Source organism: Mucilaginibacter sp., from assembly GCF_964263795.1.
Lineage (GTDB): Bacteria > Bacteroidota > Bacteroidia > Sphingobacteriales > Sphingobacteriaceae > Mucilaginibacter.
This window is the reverse complement of sequence record NZ_CAXVWK010000127.1, coordinates 1-19,545: the sequence shown is the minus strand read 5'-3', so window position 1 is coordinate 19,545 and position 19,545 is coordinate 1. Positions and strand designations below refer to the sequence as shown.

Annotated in this window: 16 protein-coding genes; all 16 read right to left on the bottom strand. The window is 45.9% G+C overall.

Annotated features, from left to right (window positions below):
- Positions 1–4 precede the first annotated feature (4 nt).
- The gene (locus tag ACE5CV_RS19890; protein ID WP_374951955.1) at positions 5–589 is read right to left on the bottom strand and encodes a TMEM175 family protein; all 585 of its coding nucleotides are present in this window, start codon (positions 587–589) and stop codon (positions 5–7) included.
- 56 nt (positions 590–645) lie between these two features.
- The gene (locus ACE5CV_RS19885; RefSeq protein WP_374951954.1) at positions 646–1,854 is read right to left on the bottom strand and encodes a glycoside hydrolase family 88 protein; all 1,209 of its coding nucleotides are present in this window, start codon (positions 1,852–1,854) and stop codon (positions 646–648) included.
- Between the two features lie 4 nt (positions 1,855–1,858).
- On the bottom strand, positions 1,859–3,325 hold the full coding sequence (locus ACE5CV_RS19880) for a phytoene desaturase family protein (protein ID WP_374951953.1): 1,467 nt from the start codon (positions 3,323–3,325) through the stop codon (positions 1,859–1,861).
- 6 nt (positions 3,326–3,331) lie between these two features.
- Positions 3,332–4,117, bottom strand: a complete 786-nt coding sequence (locus ACE5CV_RS19875) for an NIPSNAP family protein (protein WP_374951952.1) — start codon at positions 4,115–4,117, stop codon at positions 3,332–3,334.
- A gap of 47 nt (positions 4,118–4,164) precedes the next feature.
- Positions 4,165–8,298, bottom strand: coding sequence for a two-component regulator propeller domain-containing protein (locus tag ACE5CV_RS19870; RefSeq protein WP_374951951.1), 4,134 nt, complete (start codon positions 8,296–8,298; stop codon positions 4,165–4,167).
- A 194-nt stretch (positions 8,299–8,492) separates the two neighbouring features.
- Positions 8,493–9,263, bottom strand: a complete 771-nt coding sequence (locus ACE5CV_RS19865) for a DUF1080 domain-containing protein (RefSeq protein WP_374951950.1) — start codon at positions 9,261–9,263, stop codon at positions 8,493–8,495.
- A 24-nt stretch (positions 9,264–9,287) separates the two neighbouring features.
- Complete coding sequence (locus ACE5CV_RS19860; protein WP_374951949.1) at positions 9,288–10,163, bottom strand: sugar phosphate isomerase/epimerase family protein; 876 nt, start codon at positions 10,161–10,163, stop codon at positions 9,288–9,290.
- A 53-nt stretch (positions 10,164–10,216) separates the two neighbouring features.
- Positions 10,217–11,104, bottom strand: coding sequence for a hydroxypyruvate isomerase family protein (locus ACE5CV_RS19855; RefSeq protein ID WP_374951948.1), 888 nt, complete (start codon positions 11,102–11,104; stop codon positions 10,217–10,219).
- Positions 11,105–11,108: 4 nt separating this feature from the next.
- Positions 11,109–12,362 carry a nucleoside permease gene (locus ACE5CV_RS19850; RefSeq protein WP_374951947.1) on the bottom strand — a complete coding sequence of 418 codons (1,254 nt, stop codon included), beginning with the start codon at positions 12,360–12,362 and terminating at the stop codon, positions 11,109–11,111.
- A gap of 39 nt (positions 12,363–12,401) precedes the next feature.
- Positions 12,402–12,848 carry a c-type cytochrome gene (locus ACE5CV_RS19845; RefSeq protein ID WP_374951946.1) on the bottom strand — a complete coding sequence of 149 codons (447 nt, stop codon included), beginning with the start codon at positions 12,846–12,848 and terminating at the stop codon, positions 12,402–12,404.
- A gap of 14 nt (positions 12,849–12,862) precedes the next feature.
- Entirely contained in the window at positions 12,863–13,915 is a 1,053-nt protein-coding gene (locus ACE5CV_RS19840; protein WP_374951945.1) for a sugar phosphate isomerase/epimerase family protein, read from the bottom strand.
- Between the two features lie 3 nt (positions 13,916–13,918).
- A complete protein-coding gene (locus ACE5CV_RS19835; protein ID WP_374951944.1) occupies positions 13,919–15,088 on the bottom strand; it encodes a Gfo/Idh/MocA family protein in 1,170 nt (389 codons plus the stop codon).
- A gap of 118 nt (positions 15,089–15,206) precedes the next feature.
- On the bottom strand, positions 15,207–15,779 hold the full coding sequence (locus tag ACE5CV_RS19830) for a gluconate 2-dehydrogenase subunit 3 family protein (protein ID WP_374951943.1): 573 nt from the start codon (positions 15,777–15,779) through the stop codon (positions 15,207–15,209).
- Positions 15,780–15,821: 42 nt separating this feature from the next.
- Positions 15,822–17,255 (bottom strand): Gfo/Idh/MocA family protein, encoded by a 1,434-nt coding sequence (locus ACE5CV_RS19825; protein ID WP_374951942.1) that lies wholly within the window; start codon positions 17,253–17,255, stop codon positions 15,822–15,824.
- A gap of 24 nt (positions 17,256–17,279) precedes the next feature.
- Positions 17,280–18,959 carry a GMC oxidoreductase gene (locus ACE5CV_RS19820; protein ID WP_374951941.1) on the bottom strand — a complete coding sequence of 560 codons (1,680 nt, stop codon included), beginning with the start codon at positions 18,957–18,959 and terminating at the stop codon, positions 17,280–17,282.
- A gap of 154 nt (positions 18,960–19,113) precedes the next feature.
- The coding region (locus tag ACE5CV_RS19815; RefSeq protein ID WP_374951940.1) for a GMC family oxidoreductase at positions 19,114–19,545 on the bottom strand (432 nt) is incomplete at its 5' end.

The following is a 19,545-nucleotide window of genomic DNA, read 5'->3' as shown; positions in this document are numbered from 1 at the left end:
CTGATCAATTATCCTCACTACCCATTGTACGTTCGATGCGCCTGTCGGGGATAAACCAGATGCAGGCTACAAGTACGTACAGCGAAACACCGATCCACGGATTTACAAACGACAGCGCGATAGCCGCGGCGTAAATACCGGTTGAGATCTTTCCCTTAGTATCGCTGCCGATGGCGTGCGCCAGTAACGAATTTTCGCCATGATGACGAATGAGTTGTTTTGCCAGAATAGTATAGGCGATGGCGTTCATGATCAATACAACACCATAACATATTACCGGCCACTTGGCAAAATGGTTCTCGCCCATCCACGCTGTAACAAACGGCACTAGCGACAACCAGAAAAGCAAATGCAGGTTGGCCCATAGCGTTATGCCGGTAATAGATTTTGCGGCATGCAACATATGATGATGGTTATTCCAATAGATCCCTATGTAAACAAAGCTGATGATGTAGCTGATGATCACCGGCAGCAGGTGCTTCAGGGCCTCTAAACTGGCATCGTGAGGCACCTTAAGCTCAAGCACCATAATTGTGATAATGATGGCTATTACCCCATCGCTAAATGCCTCTAAACGCCCTTTGCCCATATTGTGTGGTTTGTTTGTTAAAGCTATAAAACATTTGCCTTCCGGCCAACCTGGCATTACTTTTTTGCAAATGCTTTGTATCGCGCCATTGCTTCTACAAAATAGTAATCGGCGTAAGTAAGCGGCACATCTATTTCGGTACCGGCCGGCAAATGGCCTAAGCTATGCTGCAACAAAAAGCCGCCGTTGCTGCCCGGTGCAGATTTGTAAGTTGGAGACGATAAGTTTGCGATGATGGTTTGCGCCGCGCTGAAATACGTTTGCCCCTCGGTTTTATCCACATAACGGCATAGTTCCAACAAGGCGGAGGCAGTAATTGCCGCAGCCGAGGCATCGCGAAGCGGCGTTGGTTTATCAGGTGCGTTATAATCCCAATATGGTACTTTATCTGCAGGAAGTTTAGGGTTATTAAGGATGAATTTAGCAATGCCTTTGGCCTGATCCAGGTATCTTTTATCTTTTGTTTCGCGATAGGTCATGGTGAAACCATACAGTCCCCAGGCCTGTCCCCTTGCCCATGCCGATTCATTGGCAAATCCCTGAGCTGTTTTCCGCTCTTTAACCGCGCCGGTTTGGGCATCATAGTTTACTACGTGGTATGAGCTGTAATCCGGCCGGTAATGGTTTTTGATAGTGTTATTGGCGTGCGTAACAGCGATCTTGTAATAACTGGAATCGCCGGTGACTTTTGTGGCCCAAAACAGCAGTTCCAGGTTCATCATATTATCAATGATCACCAGGTAATCAGCCGGCTTCGAATCCCAGGAGCGGATAGTACCAGTAACAGGGCTAAACCTGGTGGCTAACGATTTGGCGCTGTTAATCAGCACTTGTTTATATTCGGGTTTAGGCGCTATCGCATTGGCGTTACCAAAGCTGCAGTACATCATAAAGCCCAGGTCATGTGTGTGCGTATTATATTGCTCTTTAGCCAACACGGCAAGGATGCGCTCTGCCTCGGTCAGTAACGCCTGATCATGGTTTTGCTGATAGATCTGCAGCAAGGTGCCGGGATAAAAACCGCTGCACCACCAGCCCGAGTTACTTGTTTCCATCCGGCTTTCTTTCGGATGATAAGCTTTCGGGAACTCGTTCGGCTTTAGCAGCGTAGCCATCAGTTTGTATTGGGCATCTGCATCTGTTATGTTCTTGCGGATGGTGGCCAGCAAATCCTTTTGTGGCACAAAATTACTTTTGCTTTGCGCAAAACCGGCCAGGCAGGCAAAGCCAAAAACGGCAGTTAATATCAACCTCTTTAATTGCATAGGATTAGGTGTCAGAAGTAGGCTGTAAAGTAGCGATTTTAATATTGAAAATTTCCTTCAGTGCTTTTTTGGCCGAATAGTAACCGCACATGCCATGTACCCCGCCCCCCGGCGGCGTTGACGACGAACAGATGTAAATTCCCCTGGCCGATGTGGTGTAAGGCGACAGGCGCAGGACCGGCCGGGTAAACAATTGGCCAATGTCCAGCACCCCGCCGTTAATGTCGCCGCCGATATAATTGGGGTTGTAGGCCTCCACCTGGGCGGTATCCATTGTATGGCGGGCAAGTATGGTGTCCCGAAAACCAGGCGCGAACCGCTCTACCTGCTGCTCTATTATCGCGGTCATATTTTTCGTTGAGCCGTTGGGTACGTGGCAGTAAGCCCAGCCGGTGTGCTTGCCTTTTGGCGCACGGGTATCATCGACCACGCTTTGCTGGGCCAGCAGAACATACGGCTTATCCGGGTGCCTGCCCTTCCATATCTGTTGCTCGCTATCGCGGATCTCTTCAAAACTGTTACCAAGGTGTATGGTACCCGCCTGCCTGCAATCTGAATTGGTAAAGGGTATAGGTGCATCCAGCGCCCAGTCTATTTTGTAAACGCCCATACCGTAGCGGTAACGCTGCAACTGCCATTTATAAACTGACGAGAATTTATGCCCTGCTATGTGCAGTAATTGTTTTGGTGTTACATCAAACAGCACGGCATTTGCTGATGGCAGCTGCTTTAATGAGGTAATGTATTGGCCGGTTTCTATCTTCCCGCCTAATGAAGTAAAATAAGCTGCCAATGCGTTCGCTATCCTGCCGGAGCCGCCTTTCGGGATGGGCCAGCCGTTGAGGTGGCCGGCGGCCAACAATACCAGCGCAATGGCCGATGTAGCCATATTGGTAAGCGGTTGTATGGCGTGTGCCGCCATCCCCCCAATAAGCGCCCTTGCGTTTTCTGTTTTAAACCGGCTGGCCAAAACCGTGGCCGGCGGCAAAGCCTTTAACCCAAATGCTGCCAGTGCAAGCGGGTGCCCCGGAAAGTGTAACGGCCCCAAAACATCGGCATCTATCAGCGGCCATAGTTTGGTTACTTGTTGCATCAGCTTTTTATAAGCATGCTCATCTGCGCCTACCAAGCCGGCCGTATCAGTAATGCTTTTTAGAAGTAACGCGGCCGAACCATCGTCCATAGGGTGCGCGGCGGCAACCGCAGGCTGTAAATATTCTAACCCAAACTGCGCAAGCGGAAGTGTCCTGAAAAACGGCGATGCAAGGGCCAGCGGGTGTACGGCCGAACAGATATCATGTGTAAAACCCGGCAATGTCAGTTCTGCCGAGCGCAGTCCGCCGCCAATTTCCTGTTTACCTTCAATTACCAAAACAGATAAGCCCTGCTGCTGCATCAGGATGGCGGCTGCCAACCCGTTGGGGCCGCTGCCTACAATAACTGCATCATAATCCCGCTTAGCTAAGGCCATACCGTATTAAAAATCCGAGTAGTTGGCCGGGTATAAGAAGGTGATATCGTTTTTAGATACATTGTTTTTATATTGCTCGTCGGCAACCAGCACTTTCCACTCCGGCGATGCAAAAAACACCTCCCAGTGTTTATCCCTTTCCTGCATACTGTCATAGGCGGTCATATACATCAGGTTGGGCATGCGTGCGCCGGCAATAACGCTGCCATAAAATACGGCGTTAGATCCAATCCTGTCGAACAGGTTTGTTTCGCCGCTGTTGAACATTTTTATTTTGTTATGGTGGTATTGCTCGGTTGGGCTTTCGTAGCTGCGCAGCTCATAAATACGGCCGGCCTTTGCTGAAGTTAATTTAGGAACAGCGGGTACAGGCCGTGTTTCAAAAGCCGTCATAATAATAGTTTCCACACGCGTGTAAGGCGGGTTTTTGTAATTGGCATCAACATACCCCCTGCCGGTTTTTGTCTCATTCCGGTTGATGTTTTCTTCCAGGTTTTCCAGCTTTTTCCAGTTTTTAACAGGTATAAAAACATAGATGCGTTTATCTGTGGTGTCTTTGGCTAATGTTTTAAAAACACCTATGCTTTTTAAACCAATAGCATGCAAACGGGGTACGTAAAAATCTTTCAGATAGTTATCAACCAAACCTTCCTGGGTTTTATCTTTCAAATGGTACACCTTTAAAACGTAATAGTTCCCTTTAGGTGCCGCAGAAACGTTTGATAAAGTAAAAATCAAAATGAATGAAAGCAGCGCACCGGCAAATCCGGCTATTTTTTTATGATATAACATGCGTAAAAGTTTGTGCTAATTTATCAAATAATTTAGTTGCCGTAGGTTTAAAGTGCAGCCTTCTTAGGCTCCCAGGCAACAAGTGTATCCATTATTTCCTGCAGCTTTAACGGCTTACTTAAAAAGGCATTCATTCCTGCTTCAATGCAGGCGTCACGGTCTTCGGTCATTACATTGGCGGTCATGGCAATAATAGCCGGCTGATAGTCCATATTGGCGCGGATAAAGCGGGTAGCCTCCAGCCCGTCCATCTCCGGCATTTGGATATCCATTAATATCATATCATACTTTTTGCTCACCAGTGCATTCAGGGCTTCATGGCCGTTACCAACAATATCCGGTTTGTAGCCCATCTTATTAAGGATGTATTTTGCCAGTTTCTGATTGATGGCGTTATCTTCGGCTATGAGAATATCGATCGGATGATGCAATGCGAAATCCTCAGAAAAAGTTGGTTTAACAGACTGCGGTACCTCATCATCACTTTTAAGTTTCAATTGCTCGATAACGTGTTTGTACAATAGTTGGTGCTTTGTAGGTTTGGTAAGCGCCACATCAAACAAATGGTTGTTCTTTTTACTTTGTTCGCTGCCCATTGATGTGAGCAGGATGATCGGCAAGGCGGGATTGATCTCCCGGATCCTGCGGGCCAGCTGTATACCATCCATTTCGGGCATGTTCATGTCAGATATGGCCAGGTCCACAGGTTGCGGCCCTTCAAGCAGTCTAAGTGCTTCCTCGCCTGATGCAGCAATCACCGGGATCAGGTTCCACTGTTTGAGCTGTTCTTCCAGTATCTCGCGGTTGGTTTGGTTATCATCGATTACCAGGATGCGCTTCTGGGCCATACCGGCAAGATTTATGTGCACATAATTTCGCTGTGCTTTTAAACCTGGTTTAGCCATTATTGTGAAAGAGAAGGTTGTCCCCTTGCCCACTTCGCTTTTTACAGCAATGTCGCCGCCCATCAGGTTTACCAGCTTTTCACTGATAGCCAGGCCAAGCCCTGTACCTCCATATTTACGGGTGGTGCTTGAATCTACCTGCGAGAAAGCCTTGAACAGCCTGTCAAGCTTGTTAGGCGGGATACCAATACCCGTGTCGCGGATCTCGAACAACAATTCTATCTCATCCTCAATATTACTCTTTTGTTTAACGCATATGAATACCTCGCCTTTGGCGGTAAACTTTACGGCGTTGCCAACCAGGTTTATGAGCACTTGCCGCAAACGGTAATTATCGGCAATGATCTGCGCCGGTACGTTGTGTTCTACCTGGTAAACCAGGTCAAGGTTGGAGCGGGCTGCACGCTCGGCAAAAACATCCAGTACGGTCTCTATACAATCGCGCAAATCAAAGTCCTGCTCATCCAGTTCCATATTGCCCGATTCGATCTTCGAAAAATCGAGCACGTCATTGATCACATTAAGCAGGGTATCGCCGCAGCTTTTAATGGTTTCTGTATATTCCTTTTGTTCCTTATTGAGCGGCGTGCTGCCCAGTAAGGTTGCCATTCCCATCACCCCGTTCATGGGTGTGCGGATCTCGTGGCTCATGGTAGCCAGGAAAATGCTTTTAGCGCGATTGGCCTTTTCAGCTTCTTCGCGCGCTTTCTCAGCATCTTCACGCAATACACGCTCGTCTTCGCTCATTTGAGCCAGCCTTAAAGTTCGCTCGGCAACCTGCTTCTCCAGCATGTTACGTTGCTCTTTTATAGCCTTGACCCTGGCACGGAAAATCAAATAAACACAAATTGCTACAAACGCAATAGCAATTATTTTAAACCACCAGGTAAGCCAAAACGGCGGTTTGGTTATAATAGTGAGCCCGCTGGTAACCGGCGACCATGCGCCTGCCGAATTTTGATACTTAACCTTGAAGACATAAGTGCCTGCAGATAAATTGGTATAGGTGGCCGAGTGCCGGCTTCCAATATAGTTCCATTCGCTATCGAAACCCTCCAGCATGTAGGCATATTTCTTTTTATCGGGCGAGGTGTAGTCAAGGGCCGCAAATTCAAGCGAGATTACAGACTGTTTGTAATTCAGCGTAATGCTCTTAGCGTCAGATATATCTTTTTTAAGCGGCGATGGGTCCTTGTCGTTTGTGGCCGGCCGGATCGTTTTATTAAAGATCTGCAAGGCTGTAATAGCAAGAGGCGAAAAACCTTCCGGCTTAAGTATCTGCCCCGGCGAGAAGGCATTAAATCCATTTACTCCGCCGAAATACAACCTGCCCGAATTGCCTTTAAATGCCGAGTGCGACTTAAATTCATCTTCCTGCAAACCATCCTCAACGGTGTAATTTTTAAAAGTGTTCCTAACGGGATCAAACGCTGTCAGGCCATTGTTGCTGCTTATCCAGATCTTGCCTTCGTCGTCGTCGCGGGCGGCATAAATGATATCGCTGGGCAGCCCGTTCTTTCTGGTATAAACGGTAAAATGCCGAGTCACCGGGTCGAACAGGTTGAGGCCGGTAAATGTACTGATCCAGATGCGCCCTTTTGTGTCTTCATAAATATCCGGCACATTATCATCGCTTATACTATTGCGTTTACTGCTGTGCTGAAACCGGGTGAATGTACCTGTCTTCCTGTCCAGCAGGTTAAGACCGCCATCAAATGTACCTATCCAAAGATTGCCCCTGCTATCCTCCAGTAAAGAATATACCCTGTCGCTGCTAATGGTTTTAGGGTTACCGGCATCGTACCGGTAAGTGGTAAATTTTTTGGTTTTAGGATCGTAGTGCGAAAGTCCGTTGTTATAAGTACCAATCCATGTAGTGCCATCTTTTGAGTTAGCCAGCGCATAGATATTATTCCCGCTTAAACTGTTCGGGTTTTTAGGATCATTCTTTAGACTGGTAAAACCGCCTGTTTTAGGGTTAAATATGCTTACGCCATCCGCCCAGGTGCCGAACCAAAAGTTGCCTTGTTTATCCTGGTTTATTGTGAGCACAAAGTTACCTGTAATGCTGTTTTTACCCGGCTGGTGCATGTAATGGGTAACGGATCCATCGGCATAGCTAAATTTATTAAGTCCTCCACCGTCTGTACCAACCCAAACATTGCGATCCTGATCCTCAAAAATCGAAAGCACAAAATCGTTAGATAAACTGCTGCTTAACGAGCTGTGCCTGTAATGGTTAAAGCTTTCGGTACTGCGTTTAAACACGTTGATGCCGCCACTAAACGCCCCCAACCACATGTTGCCATGTTTATCTTTTAATATGCCGTAGATAGAATTGCCGGTGATGCTGCTGTGATCAATATCATCGTGCTTAAACGTATAAAAGTTACCTGTATCAGGATTAAGGATGCAAAGACCGCCGTTTTCGCTGCCTATCCAAAGGTTGCTGTTCTCATCCATATTAAGGGCATAGATGGTATTGCCTGATATGCTGTTCGCTACGCCTTCAATGTGCTGATAATGGGAAAACAAGCCGCTACTAACATCCATGCGATTTAGGCCGTTGTTAAGAGTGCCCACCCACATGCGGTGTTTTTTATCTTCATAAATACAGGTTACCTCGTTGCCCGATAAACTCGCGGGGTTGGCAGCATCATGGCGGTAATTTTTAAAAGTATGTGTCCTGGCGTTGAATAAATTCAACCCGCCACCCGTAGTGCCTGCCCAGATATTATTTTTGCTGTCGCGATAAACAAAGCTTACTATGTTATTAGCGGGGCCTTGGGGATTGTTGTGATTGGGTTTGTAATGGGTAAACTTATTGGTTTTAACATCCAGATAGTCCAACCCGCTTTGGCTTGCAATCCACAGATTGCCTTGTTCATCAAAGGTTAGCTTGTTTAAAATATCGTCGGTAAGAGAATTGGAGTTCTTATCATCATGCAGATAGCGGGTGAATTTGCCCTTACTGCGCTCAAATTTATTAAGTCCGATGATAGTAGCTACCCAAATGTTGCCATTTTTATCTTCAGCAATATCGGCAATCATGCTGCTGCTGAGCGATGTGGGGTCGGCCGCATCGTGCTTGTAATAGGTAAAGTTATAACCGTCATAGCGGTTAAGGCCATCGCGGGTGGCTACCCATATAAACCCGCGGCTATCCTGAATAATGGATCCAACGTTGATCTGTGATAAACCTTCTTTTTTACCCAGGTGTTCAAACTTTAAACTTTGATTTTGGCCATAACCACTCAAAGCAAAAAGCGTCGCCATAAGGCACATTAAACGTTTACACATCAATAATACAGATTAATCGGGAAAGCCCGGAGGCTTACTAATTGGTTTATAGCCCTTTATACGGATACCGTAAAAAGAAGTTATTAAGATACAAAAATAAACGGGTTCTGCATTATAAAACAAAAAAGCCCGCCGTTATCGGCAGGCTTTACTTTAATATCTATTGTTGATTATAATTCCCTAACCCAGATGTTACGGAAGCTAAGCGGTTCGCTCTTATCACCGTGTGCCTGTAATTTAATGGGGGCCGGGCCATGTGCAGCCCTGTAACCAGGTGCGCCAATATATTGTGTTGGGCCTAAAAGTTCAATGTTATTTTCAACCAGTACACCGTTAAATAAAACGGTTACACGGGCCGGTGTCTTAACTTTATCACCATCAAATGTTGGAGCAGTCCAGATCACATCATAAGTGTTCCAAACGCCCGGTGGCTTAGTTGGGTTTGCCAACGGGATAAATTGCTTGTAAATGCTACCCGCCATACCGTTAACATACGTTTTGTTATTGTATGAATCTAAAACCTGCAATTCGTAACCCAGATCGCCTTTGCCTAAAGAAGCCAGGAAAACACCGCTGTTACCACGGGCCTGGCCGGTACCGCTGATGTTTGAAGGTACTTTCCACTCAATATGTAGCTGGTAGTTACCAAATTTCTTTTTGGTTTCGATATTGCCGCTTGATTTGTTAACGGTTAAAACATCGCCTTTAACATCCCATTTAGCGTCACCGCCGCTTGCAACGTCAACCCATTCAGACAGCCCGTTCTTACCATCGAACAATACAACGGCATCAGACGGTGCATCGCTGCTGGTTTTACCAGCGGTTACTACTTTAGGGACCGGCTCCCATTTTTCGGTATCTTCCGGCTTACCGTTTTGCTGTGCATTTGCCATAAAAAAGCCTCCTGATAGCAAAGCGGTTAAAATTAATTTATGTTTCATCTTCGTAGTTAATTGGTTCTCAAATTAAATGTAAAGCTTGTTTTTCAAATAAGCACTGCTTTGCGCTATGCTTTTGTAAGGGTCGATATTGGTAAAGTTTTCCTGCTCAACAATAAAATGTTTAATGCCTGCTAATTTTGCCTGGCCAAGGATAGTTTTAAAGTCGATGCCGCCGGTACCAATTTCAGTATTCAGTTCGTTGTTCTTTTTGTCCATATCCTTTACATGCACAAATGTAAAACGGCCCGGGTGTTTCTTAAATATCTCTACCGGGTTTTTGCCTGCGCGTACTACCCAGTAAATATCCATTTCCATATTTACCAATTTTGGATCGGTATGGTTAAGGATAGTATCATAAAACGTGGTGCCTTCGGTTTCCTTCCACTCAAAATTGTGGTTATGATAGCCCAGTTTTAAGCCATGCTTCTTCAAAACCTCGGCAGCGTTGTTGAGCTTACCGGCAATAGTCATGAAATCGGCTTTGGTTTTAATAAAGTCGTGATTCAGTGATGGCACAATGATATAGGTTTGGCCTGTTACCAATGCCGATTCGATGTAGCTGTTAAACACATCCATTTTACCGGTGCCAAAAAACTCGTCCAGGCCGTAGTGGCCGCTTGGTGTTTTTAACCCGTTTGCTTTAAGCACCGCACTAAATTCTTTTGCACTAAGGCCCCAAAAGCCGCCGTCCTTAGAGTAGCCAAAAGTTTCTACTTCTTTGTAACCCGCTTTGGCAATCCTGGCTATAACACCCTTTGGGTCTTTAGGTAGCTGGTCGCGCAGACTGTACAATTGTATGCCTATGCCGTTTACACTTTTTGCTGATAACAATTCGGGGGCAAGCATTGCACCGGCAGATAATAAGCCGGCCTGCGCCAAAAACGTTCTTCTGTTTGTCATTTAGTAGTATGTTGGTTTATACAAAGGTTTGGATGCTTTTAGCAGCCAATGGTTTAAATATCGCAAATATGCACTGCCTTACGTAAGGATGCCAGGTGATCTTTTTGCTTCGGGATAAATTCCTGGGCTACAAAACCTTTATGGCCCACTTCAACAATAGCACGCATAATCGCTGGGTAATAAAGTTCCTGGCTGTCATCAATTTCGGCGCGGCCAGGCACTCCCCCGGTATGGTAATGCGCAATATACTGATGGTGGGTACGGATATTGCGTATCACATCACCTTCATCAATCTGCATATGGTAAATATCGTAAAGCAGCTTAAAGTTTTCAGATCCTAAGCGTTTGCATAACTCGGCGCCCCACCAGGCACGGTCGGCCTGGTAATCTTTATGGTCTATCTTACTGTTTAATAACTCCATTACCAACACAACCTTGTGTTGCTCGGCAATCTTCATCAGCGGTTTAAGGCCTTCAACGCAATTGTTCCAGCCTTCTTCGTCGGTTTTACCCCGGCGACTGCCACTGAAACAAATCAGGTTTTTATAACCGGCCGCGGCAACCAGCGGAATCATTTCTGAATAATTTTTGAAAAGTTGCGCGTGAAACTGCTTATCACCAAAACCATCCGTCAGGTTAATTTCTGCGCCGTTGCACATAGACGAGTATAAGCCGTGCTTTTTAAGCGTAGGCCAGTCGGCAGGGCCAACCAGGTCGATCCCTTTGATGCCCATCTCTTTAGCGGCAACACAAAGCGCCTCAACACTAAGGTCGTTAAAACACCAGCGGCACACCGCATGATTAATGTTACCTTTTAGCTTTGTATCCACAGTATCCTGCTGGTCGGTTGTAAATGACGACAGCATACCGCCGGCGCTAATGGCCACGGTACCTGCCAGCATATTTTTAATGGCCAACCTTCTGTTTGCGTTTGCAGCCATAATATTATACCTCAAAGCGGCCTTGCGGCTCGTCTTCTACACGCAAGCCCAGATCATTTTGAATTTGATTTTTATCCTTAAAGAACAGCAGGAACACAATTAATACCACAGCTGCAATACCGCCCGGAATTAACCAAATGGTTTGCCAGTTGTGCATTTTTTCTGATACTTTCCAATGCCCTACGATCGGGCCAGAAATGTACGAACCGATCAGCATCCCTACACCATAAGTAGCAAGCGTTATAAAACCCTGAGCTGCACTTTTGAAACGCTCGCCTGCAAGGTTGTCGGTATAGATCTGGCCGGTTACAAAGAAGAAATCATAACACACACCATGCAATACAATACCTCCTATCAGCATCCAATAATTCGCCTCAACATTACCGTAAGCAAAGCATACATACCTTAAAACCCAGGCCAGCATACCAATTGCAAGCATCTTTTTCACACCAAGGCGTACAAAGAACAGCGGCATCAAAGCCATAAAGGCAAGTTCAGACCATTGACCAAAAGATTGTATAAAGGCAGCCTTTTGCATACCAACCTCGTTAAGGAACGGGTTAGTAAAATTGTAATAAAATGCAAGCGGAATACAAATAGCAATTGATGCAAGAAAGAAGATCAGATATGAACTGTTCTTTAACAGGCCAAGGGCATCAAGGCCTAAGATATCGCTCATAGTGGTTTTTTGACCTCTCTTAGCAGGAGGCGTAGCCGGTAATGTGAAGCTTAACAAGCCTAACACTAATGACGCTATCGCTGCCATTTTAAAGGTTAGCACCAAAGAGTTACTTTGTTCCCAACCTAACCAGCCAATAACAGTACCTGCAACGATCCATCCGAATGTGCCAAGAATACGAATTGGCGGAAACTCTTTACTTGGGTTGGTCATTTGCCTAAACGATACCGAGTTTACCAGTGCCAGTGTAGGCATGTAAACAATCATATAAGCGAAGATAACCGGTAAAAAGCCATCGAAATTTGGGATAGTGGTAATATAATAAAGCAGCGCAGCGCCTATCAGGTGAAGCACGCCTAATACTTTTTGGGCCGAAAAAAAGCGGTCGGCAATTAAACCGATAATGAAAGGCGCGATAATGGCACCCCAAGATTGGCTTGAATAAGCATTTCCGTTTTGAACGTCGGTAGCTAAAAGTGTTTTGGCTAAATAAGTACCCATTGTTACAAACCATGCGCCCCAGATAAAAAACTGGAGAAACATCATGGTTGACAACTTAACGCGCGTTGTTACTGTCATAATTAATTATAGTTTAAATTGGTTAGGTTTAATTAAGGTTTACTTTACAGATAAGACGTATCTTACCATTGTTTTGGCGTCATCTAATGACAGTTGCGGATGCGCTGTCATAGGTACAGTGCCCCAGTTGCCACTGCCACCTGCGATAACCTTTTTAGCAAGGGTCTCTTCGTCTTTTGATGTATATTTTTTGGCGATATCAACCAGCGCAGGGCCAATGATCTTACTTTTTTCGTTGTGGCAGGTGTTGCAATCGCTGTTAGCCATTAACTCCTGGCCTTTGTTGTCTGGTGTGCCTGCTGCTTTGGTGGTTCCAATGTCGCTCACCGCAGTGTCCTGCGCCGCGTCTGATTGATGAGCCGCTGCTGCCTGGTGGTTTGCGCTTGCGCTATCTGCCTCGCTGCCGCCTTCTGCCTCGCCTGGTTTGCTACCGCCACAAGCTGCAATTGTCAATGCTATACCTAAGATGATAAATATCTTTTTCATGATGTTCGTTTTTTTTATATTCCTAATAGTGATTTGTTAAATGAATCGTCAGACCCGGATGCGGCGAAATCGTCGAACGCCCGCTCGGTAACCCTGATGATATGATCTTTAATAAACGGTGCACCTTCACGTGCCCCGTCTTCGGGATGCTTTAAAGCACACTCCCACTCTAATACTGCCCAGCCAGTGTAATCATACTGGGTTAATTTGCTGAATATGGCCTTAAAATCAACCTGTCCGTCGCCTAACGAACGGAAACGCCCTGCGCGGTCCACCCAATCCGAGTACCCGCCGTAAACGCCCTGCCTGCCGGTAGGGTTAAATTCCGCATCCTTAACGTGGAACATTTTAATGCGCTCGTGATAAATGTCAATGTACTCCAGGTAATCCATCGCCTGTAAAACAAAGTGCGACGGATCATATAACAAATTTGCACGCTTATGGTTGTTCACCTTGCTTAAAAAACGCTCGTAGCTTACGCCATCGTGCAGGTCCTCGCCCGGATGTATTTCGTAGCACAGATCAATCCCATGCTCATCATAAATATTCAGGATAGGTTCCCAGCGTTTGGCAAGCTCATCAAAAGCGGCATCAACCAAACCGGCAGGGCGTTGCGGCCATGGGTAAACCATATGCCATATCAATGCGCCGCTAAAGGTTACACTGGCATTCAGCCCTAAATTTTGTGAAGCTTTCGCTGCAAATTTCAACTGATCTACCGCCCATTCGGTACGTGCTTTAGGATGGTTTTTAACCTTATCCGGTGCAAACGCGTCAAAAAGGCTATCGTACGCCGGGTTAACGGCAACCAACTGGCCCTGCAGGTGTGTAGACAGTTCGGTAATTTCAACTCCGGCAACATTGGCAATGCCTTTTATCTCGTCGGCATAGGTTTTACTCTCCGCAGCCTTTTGCAGGTCTATAAAACGCGCGTCGCCTGTGGGCAATTGCACACCTTTATAACCCAAACCTGCCGCCCATTCGCAGACAGATTTCAGATCATTGAATGGTGCCTGATCGCCAATAAATTGTGCCAAAAATATAGCCGGTCCTTTAATGGTAGTCATTTCTTAGATGGTGTAAGTGGTCCATTTTTCGTCGCTGGCGTTTGATGCCACAACATTGTTAATAAACGCCATACCCCTGATACCGTCATCAACAGACGGGAAATCGAGCCATTCTTCTTTCGGTTCAACACCTTCTATTTTAGCACTTAATGCCAAGGCAAAATTGCGGTAAAGGTTGCCAAAAGCTTCCAGGTAACCTTCCGGGTGGCCACCTGGCGTACGACAGTTGGAGGTAGCATAGGTTGATAACCTATCGGCATAATTACTGCCTGCACGTAACGTTTCGGCGGGTTTATCAATCCACTTAACGGTTAGCGTATTCGGCTCCATCTGGGCCCACTCCAGGCTGCCTTCAGATCCGTATACGCGAATCTTCAATGCATTTTCCTCGCCGGCAGCTACCTGTGATGCAATAAGTGTACCGGTTGCGCCTTCTTCAAACCGTAACAATACGGCGCCATCATCATCAAGCATACGGCCGTCAACTACAATATTTAATGAAGCATTAAGTTCTGTGATCTTCAGGCCGGAGATATATTCGGCCAGGTGCGCCGCATGTGTACCTATATCGCCCATACAACCACTCTTACCCGATTTTGACGGGTCGGTACGCCAGGCGGCACCGGCATTGCCTTCGCGCTCGCTCAGGCGACTTAGCCACCCTTGTATGTACTCTACATATATTTTACGCACCTTGCCTAATTTACCGCTTTTAACCAGTTGCTTAGCCTCTTTTACCATCGGGTAGCCGGCATAAGTATGGGTAAGTAAAAGCATCAGGCCGGTTTCGTCTACTTTAGCTTTTAGCTGCTGTGCTTCTTCTAACGTAAAGGTTACCGGTTTTTCAACCACAACGTTAAAGCCATTCTCTAACGCAAGCATTGCGGGCGCAAAGTGGGCAAAGTTTGGGGTAACAATAGTTACAAAGTCCATCCTCTTTTCGGCAGGCATTGCCGCTTCGGCTTTAAAAAGGTCTTCGTAGGTATTGTAAATTCTTTCAGGATCCAGGAACAGCATTTTACCGCTTTCCTGTGCTACATCAGCATGCATGCTAAGGGCGCCGCATACCAATTCAATCTGGCCGTCCATGTTGGCAGCAATACGGTGAATAGCCCCAATAAAGGCATCTTTACCGCCACCAATCATGCCCATGCGCAATTTTCTGTTACTCATATTATGTAGATAAACTTTTAAAACCCCGCACCTGGCGGCAGCGAGGTTTTAAAAGTATAAAATTTTATTAAAAACTAAAGCCTTTCTGCCATCAGGCAGAAAGGCTTATTGATTTTTTTCACGAAAGCGCCCAGGCCTTATCTCCTTTTTTGTAAGGGTAATTGCCATCGTACTTGCCCGGAACGGGCAGGTAACGAAGGGCTTTTGTAGCGCCCACTTCTGATGTAAAGTAACCTAATATAGTTAATTGCTTCATCATGGTAAAATAGTGGTTGGCATCTTCAGGCTTTTTAGATTTTGAATAATCCTTTGCCTCTTTATCCAGCCCGGTCAACAATTCGGTACGCTGTTTAGCGTCGGCCTGCATGAATTTTTTGCCGTACTTTTTGTTACATGCCTCATCCAGGTCGCTGATACCTTTTTTGAAGATCTTTTGATCATCAGCGGTATAGCAGTCCTTAACCATCAGCGCCATAAAAGCACCTACCTTAGCGGCTTTGGCACCAGGCGTTTTGGTTTCCGGGAAAATGGTTTCGCCCACTTCATCTAAAAATGCAGTGGTATCTGCAGATGCAAGGTCGTCGGTATTTACCGAGCTGCCAGATTTACAACCTGATATGAAGAATTCGGCACCGATAACAGTACCTCCTAATAGCAAACCTACCCTGCTAATTGCGTCTCTTCTGTTCATTTTATTATTTATTGAATTAAATGATATATTATGTTAACGGTTTTAAGCCTTCAGCTCAAAACCAGGGCGGTACTCGCGTTTAACGTATTGGTTAACATCTTCAAAGTTGGTCACCTTCATAGCGTTGTTATCCCAAAGCAATTTGATCTGGCCGCCTTTTAACTCATGACCGCGTACGGCAAGGTTAGCCATCAGCAATGCTTCGGTAAGCGGGCCGGCTTTCTCAAAAGATGAACTCAATTCTTTTTTACCGTAACCTGCCAAACAACCTTCAACCCACTGTGCGTAGTGTCCGTTTGCACCACCCGGTACACGGTCCCATTTCTGGGGCGCTTTAGCGGTTTTGGTACGCTCGGTTGGCAGCAATGTTGGGGCATCAGAGTATGTGCTTGAATACATTTTACCTTTTGTACCAATAAACAGGGTACCGTTACCATTCTCGCCGCCGAATTTTTCATTTGGCAGTAATTCTATAGGTCGCTCAGGCTGGATTCCGCCGTCCATCCAGTGAAGGGTAACATCACCTTTTGTTTTATTAGTTTTTGGGAACGTCATGGTAATGTGGCTTGACGGAGGGCAGCTTTCCGGGAAGTGGCCTTGTTTAAATTCATCCACATATACACTGCCAACGCTGGCCTGTACATCTTTTACATACTGGATACCCAATACTCTAAAAGGTGCTTCGACAAGGTGGCAGCCCATATCGCCTAATGCGCCTGTACCGTAATCCCACCATCCGCGCCAGTTAAACGGCACTAATTTATCTACGTAATCTTTTTTAGGCGCAGTACCTAACCACAGGTCCCAGTCTAATTCTTTAGGGATATTAGATTGCGGCTCGGGCCATTTGATACCCTGCGGCCAAACCGGGCGGTTTGTCCAGCAGTAAACGGTGTGCACATCGCCAATCAGGTCGGCATCATACCACTCTGATAATAAACGTGTACCATCGTTAGATGCGCCCTGGTTACCCATTTGGGTTACTACTTTATACTTTTTAGCAGCGTCTGTAAGCAAACGTGCCTCCCATATATCATGCGTAAGCGGCTTTTGCACGTAAACGTGTTTGCCCAACTGCATAGCACGGTAAGTAATAATTGCATGGTTATGATCTGGCGTTGATACAGATACAGCATCAAAATTTTTGTGCTCTTTATCGTACATCTCGCGCCAGTCTTTGTAATATTTAGCTTTAGGGAAAGCAGCGCGCGTTTTAGCCGCACGGCGATCATCTACATCACATAAATATGCAATGTTGGCTTTACCGCTTTTTGCAAAGTTGGCAATATCGCTTTCGCCTTTACCGCCTACACCCACGCTTGCAACGTTTAGCATATCGCTTGGTGCCCTGTAGCCTTTACCGCCCAGCACAAAGCGTGGCACGATCATGAAACCGGCCGCTGCAAGCGACGAAGTTTTTATGAAGTCCCGTCTTGACGGGTTGGCTACTTCCGGAGTTTCTTTCTTTTCAGTCATTGTGGTAGTGTATCAATACTGTTATTAAATATTTCCTTTTTTCATTTCTTTAAACGCGTAATCTGCTGCTCGTGAGGTTAATGCCATGTAGGTAAGTGACGGGTTTTGGCATGCAGCCGATGTCATGGCAGCACCATCCGTTACAAACACGTTTTTGGCATCCCAAACCTGGTTCCACTCGTTCAGTACCGAAGTTTTTGGGTCACGGCCCATACGTGCTGTACCCATCTCATGGATACCGCGGCCCAACACAGGCTCGGTAGTATAGGTTTGTACATCTTTAACACCGGCATTCTCCAGCATTTCCTTCGCATCGTTCATCATATCGATACGCATTTTACGCTCATTATCCTTAACCTCTGCATCGACATTAAGCACAGGCAAACCCCATTTATCTTTTTTAGATTTATCAAGGGTAATCTTGTTTTCGTGGTAAGGCAATGTTTCGCCGAAACCGCCCATCCCGAAAGACCAGCCTCCCGGTTCAGATAACGCATCTTTAAATTCACCGCCAATTGCAAGTTCTGCAATATCACGGCTCCAGCCCGAGCGGCTGCCGCTACCCTGGTAACCAAACCCGCGGATGTAGTCGCGTTTTTCGCCATTCAGGTTACGGTAACGTGGTATATAAATACCGTTAGCCCTGCGGCCAAATGTATATTTATCTTCAAAACCTTCGATACGGCCGCCTGCACCAACACCTAAGTGGTGATCCATAACGTTGTGGCCAAGTTCACCGCTGCTGCTGCCTAAGCCGCCTTCCCATACATCCGTAGCCGAGTTCATTAACACCCAGGCGCTGTTTAGTGCCGATGCGTTAACGAATACAATTTTGGCAAAGAATTCGTATGTTTTGTTTGTTTCTGCATCCAGAATTTCTACACCTTTAGCTTTTTTGGTGTTTTTATCATAAATGATTTTGGTAACGATTGACCATGGGCGAACGGTTAAATTACCGGTAGCCATTGCTGCAGGTAACGTAGCCGATTGCGTACTAAAATAGGCACCAAACGGACAGCCTAACCAGCATTTGTTACGGTATTGGCAGTTTGTACGGTTATTATGCGGTACGGTGATGTTAGCTGTACGGCCAATAATAAAGTGCCTTGCGTCTTTATAAAAATCTTCGTAGCGTTTTTGAATATCTTTTTCAACCACGTTCATTTCCATCGGCGGCATAAAATCCCCATCCGGAAGGATCGGAACACCATCACGGTTACCAGAGATGCCTGCAAATTTTTCTGCATGGCTATACCATGGCGCCAGGTCCTTATAACGGATAGGCCAGTCTACTGCGATACCATCTTTTAAGTTTGCCTCAAAATCGGTATCGTGCCAACGGTAAGATTGCCTGCCCCACATTAACGAGCGGCCACCCATATGATAACCTCTAAACCAGTCGAAACGCTTGGTTTCGGTATAAGGGCTCTCTATCTCATTGGTCCAGTAATCAAGGTTGGTTTCATTTAAAGGATAATCGCGTTTTAGAACCGGGTAATCCTCGATCATCTTTTGTGTACGGCCGCCTCTATGCGGAAACTCCCACGGGCCTTTATTCGCGTTCACGTAACCCTTAATGTGCTCGATATCTCTACCGCGCTCTAACATTATGGTCTTTAAGCCCTTCTCGGTTAGTTCTTTTGCAGCCCAGCCGCCTGAGATACCTGAACCAATGACAATGGCGTCATAAGTGTTTGTAGACATATTAGTATAGCGTTAATAAAAAATTTAGTAATTGGTTGTCCCGTTAAATGTAGGAATAAAAATTATTTTATAAATATTTTTTCATTGTGTTTTTTAAACACATTCAGCCCGTTTGCCCTTAGGAAGTTTAAAATCCTCGCTTTAGGTTTAAGGTTTACACGTTCATTTTCTTTAATTCACCAACTGCGTGGTCAACCGCTCGGGCGGTTAAGGCCATGTAGGTGAGCGATGGGTTTTGACACGAGGTTGATGTCATGCAGGCACCATCGGTAACATATACGTTTTTACAGGCATGCAGCCTGTTCCATTTATCCAGCATCGATGTTTTAGGATCATTGCCCATGCGCACGCCACCCATCTCATGAATGTCCAAACCAGGCGCACGCTGATCCTGGCGCGATTTGATATTGGTAAAGCCGGCAGTGGTAAACATCTCTGTCATCTCCTCAATATAATCCTTGCGCATTTTCTCGTCATTATCATCATAAACTACCGAGATCTTTAGCTGAGGTATACCCCACGGATCTTTCTGCGTTTTATCTAAAGCTACATAGTTGGTTTCTTTAGGGATGGTTTCGCCCATCAT

Bases quoted from the DNA above. Each gene is read 5' to 3' on its own strand.
- ACE5CV_RS19890 (WP_374951955.1), bottom strand. From the start codon at position 589: ATGGGCAAAGGGCGTTTAGAGGCATTTAGCGATGGGGTAATAGCCATC.
- ACE5CV_RS19885 (WP_374951954.1), bottom strand. From the start codon at position 1,854: ATGCAATTAAAGAGGTTGATATTAACTGCCGTTTTTGGCTTTGCCTGC.
- ACE5CV_RS19880 (WP_374951953.1), bottom strand. From the start codon at position 3,325: ATGGCCTTAGCTAAGCGGGATTATGATGCAGTTATTGTAGGCAGCGGC.
- ACE5CV_RS19875 (WP_374951952.1), bottom strand. From the start codon at position 4,117: ATGTTATATCATAAAAAAATAGCCGGATTTGCCGGTGCGCTGCTTTCA.
- ACE5CV_RS19870 (WP_374951951.1), bottom strand. From the start codon at position 8,298: ATGGCGACGCTTTTTGCTTTGAGTGGTTATGGCCAAAATCAAAGTTTA.
- ACE5CV_RS19865 (WP_374951950.1), bottom strand. From the start codon at position 9,263: ATGAAACATAAATTAATTTTAACCGCTTTGCTATCAGGAGGCTTTTTT.
- ACE5CV_RS19860 (WP_374951949.1), bottom strand. From the start codon at position 10,163: ATGACAAACAGAAGAACGTTTTTGGCGCAGGCCGGCTTATTATCTGCC.
- ACE5CV_RS19855 (WP_374951948.1), bottom strand. From the start codon at position 11,104: ATGGCTGCAAACGCAAACAGAAGGTTGGCCATTAAAAATATGCTGGCA.
- ACE5CV_RS19850 (WP_374951947.1), bottom strand. From the start codon at position 12,362: ATGACAGTAACAACGCGCGTTAAGTTGTCAACCATGATGTTTCTCCAG.
- ACE5CV_RS19845 (WP_374951946.1), bottom strand. From the start codon at position 12,848: ATGAAAAAGATATTTATCATCTTAGGTATAGCATTGACAATTGCAGCT.
- ACE5CV_RS19840 (WP_374951945.1), bottom strand. From the start codon at position 13,915: ATGACTACCATTAAAGGACCGGCTATATTTTTGGCACAATTTATTGGC.
- ACE5CV_RS19835 (WP_374951944.1), bottom strand. From the start codon at position 15,088: ATGAGTAACAGAAAATTGCGCATGGGCATGATTGGTGGCGGTAAAGAT.
- ACE5CV_RS19830 (WP_374951943.1), bottom strand. From the start codon at position 15,779: ATGAACAGAAGAGACGCAATTAGCAGGGTAGGTTTGCTATTAGGAGGT.
- ACE5CV_RS19825 (WP_374951942.1), bottom strand. From the start codon at position 17,255: ATGACTGAAAAGAAAGAAACTCCGGAAGTAGCCAACCCGTCAAGACGG.
- ACE5CV_RS19820 (WP_374951941.1), bottom strand. From the start codon at position 18,959: ATGTCTACAAACACTTATGACGCCATTGTCATTGGTTCAGGTATCTCA.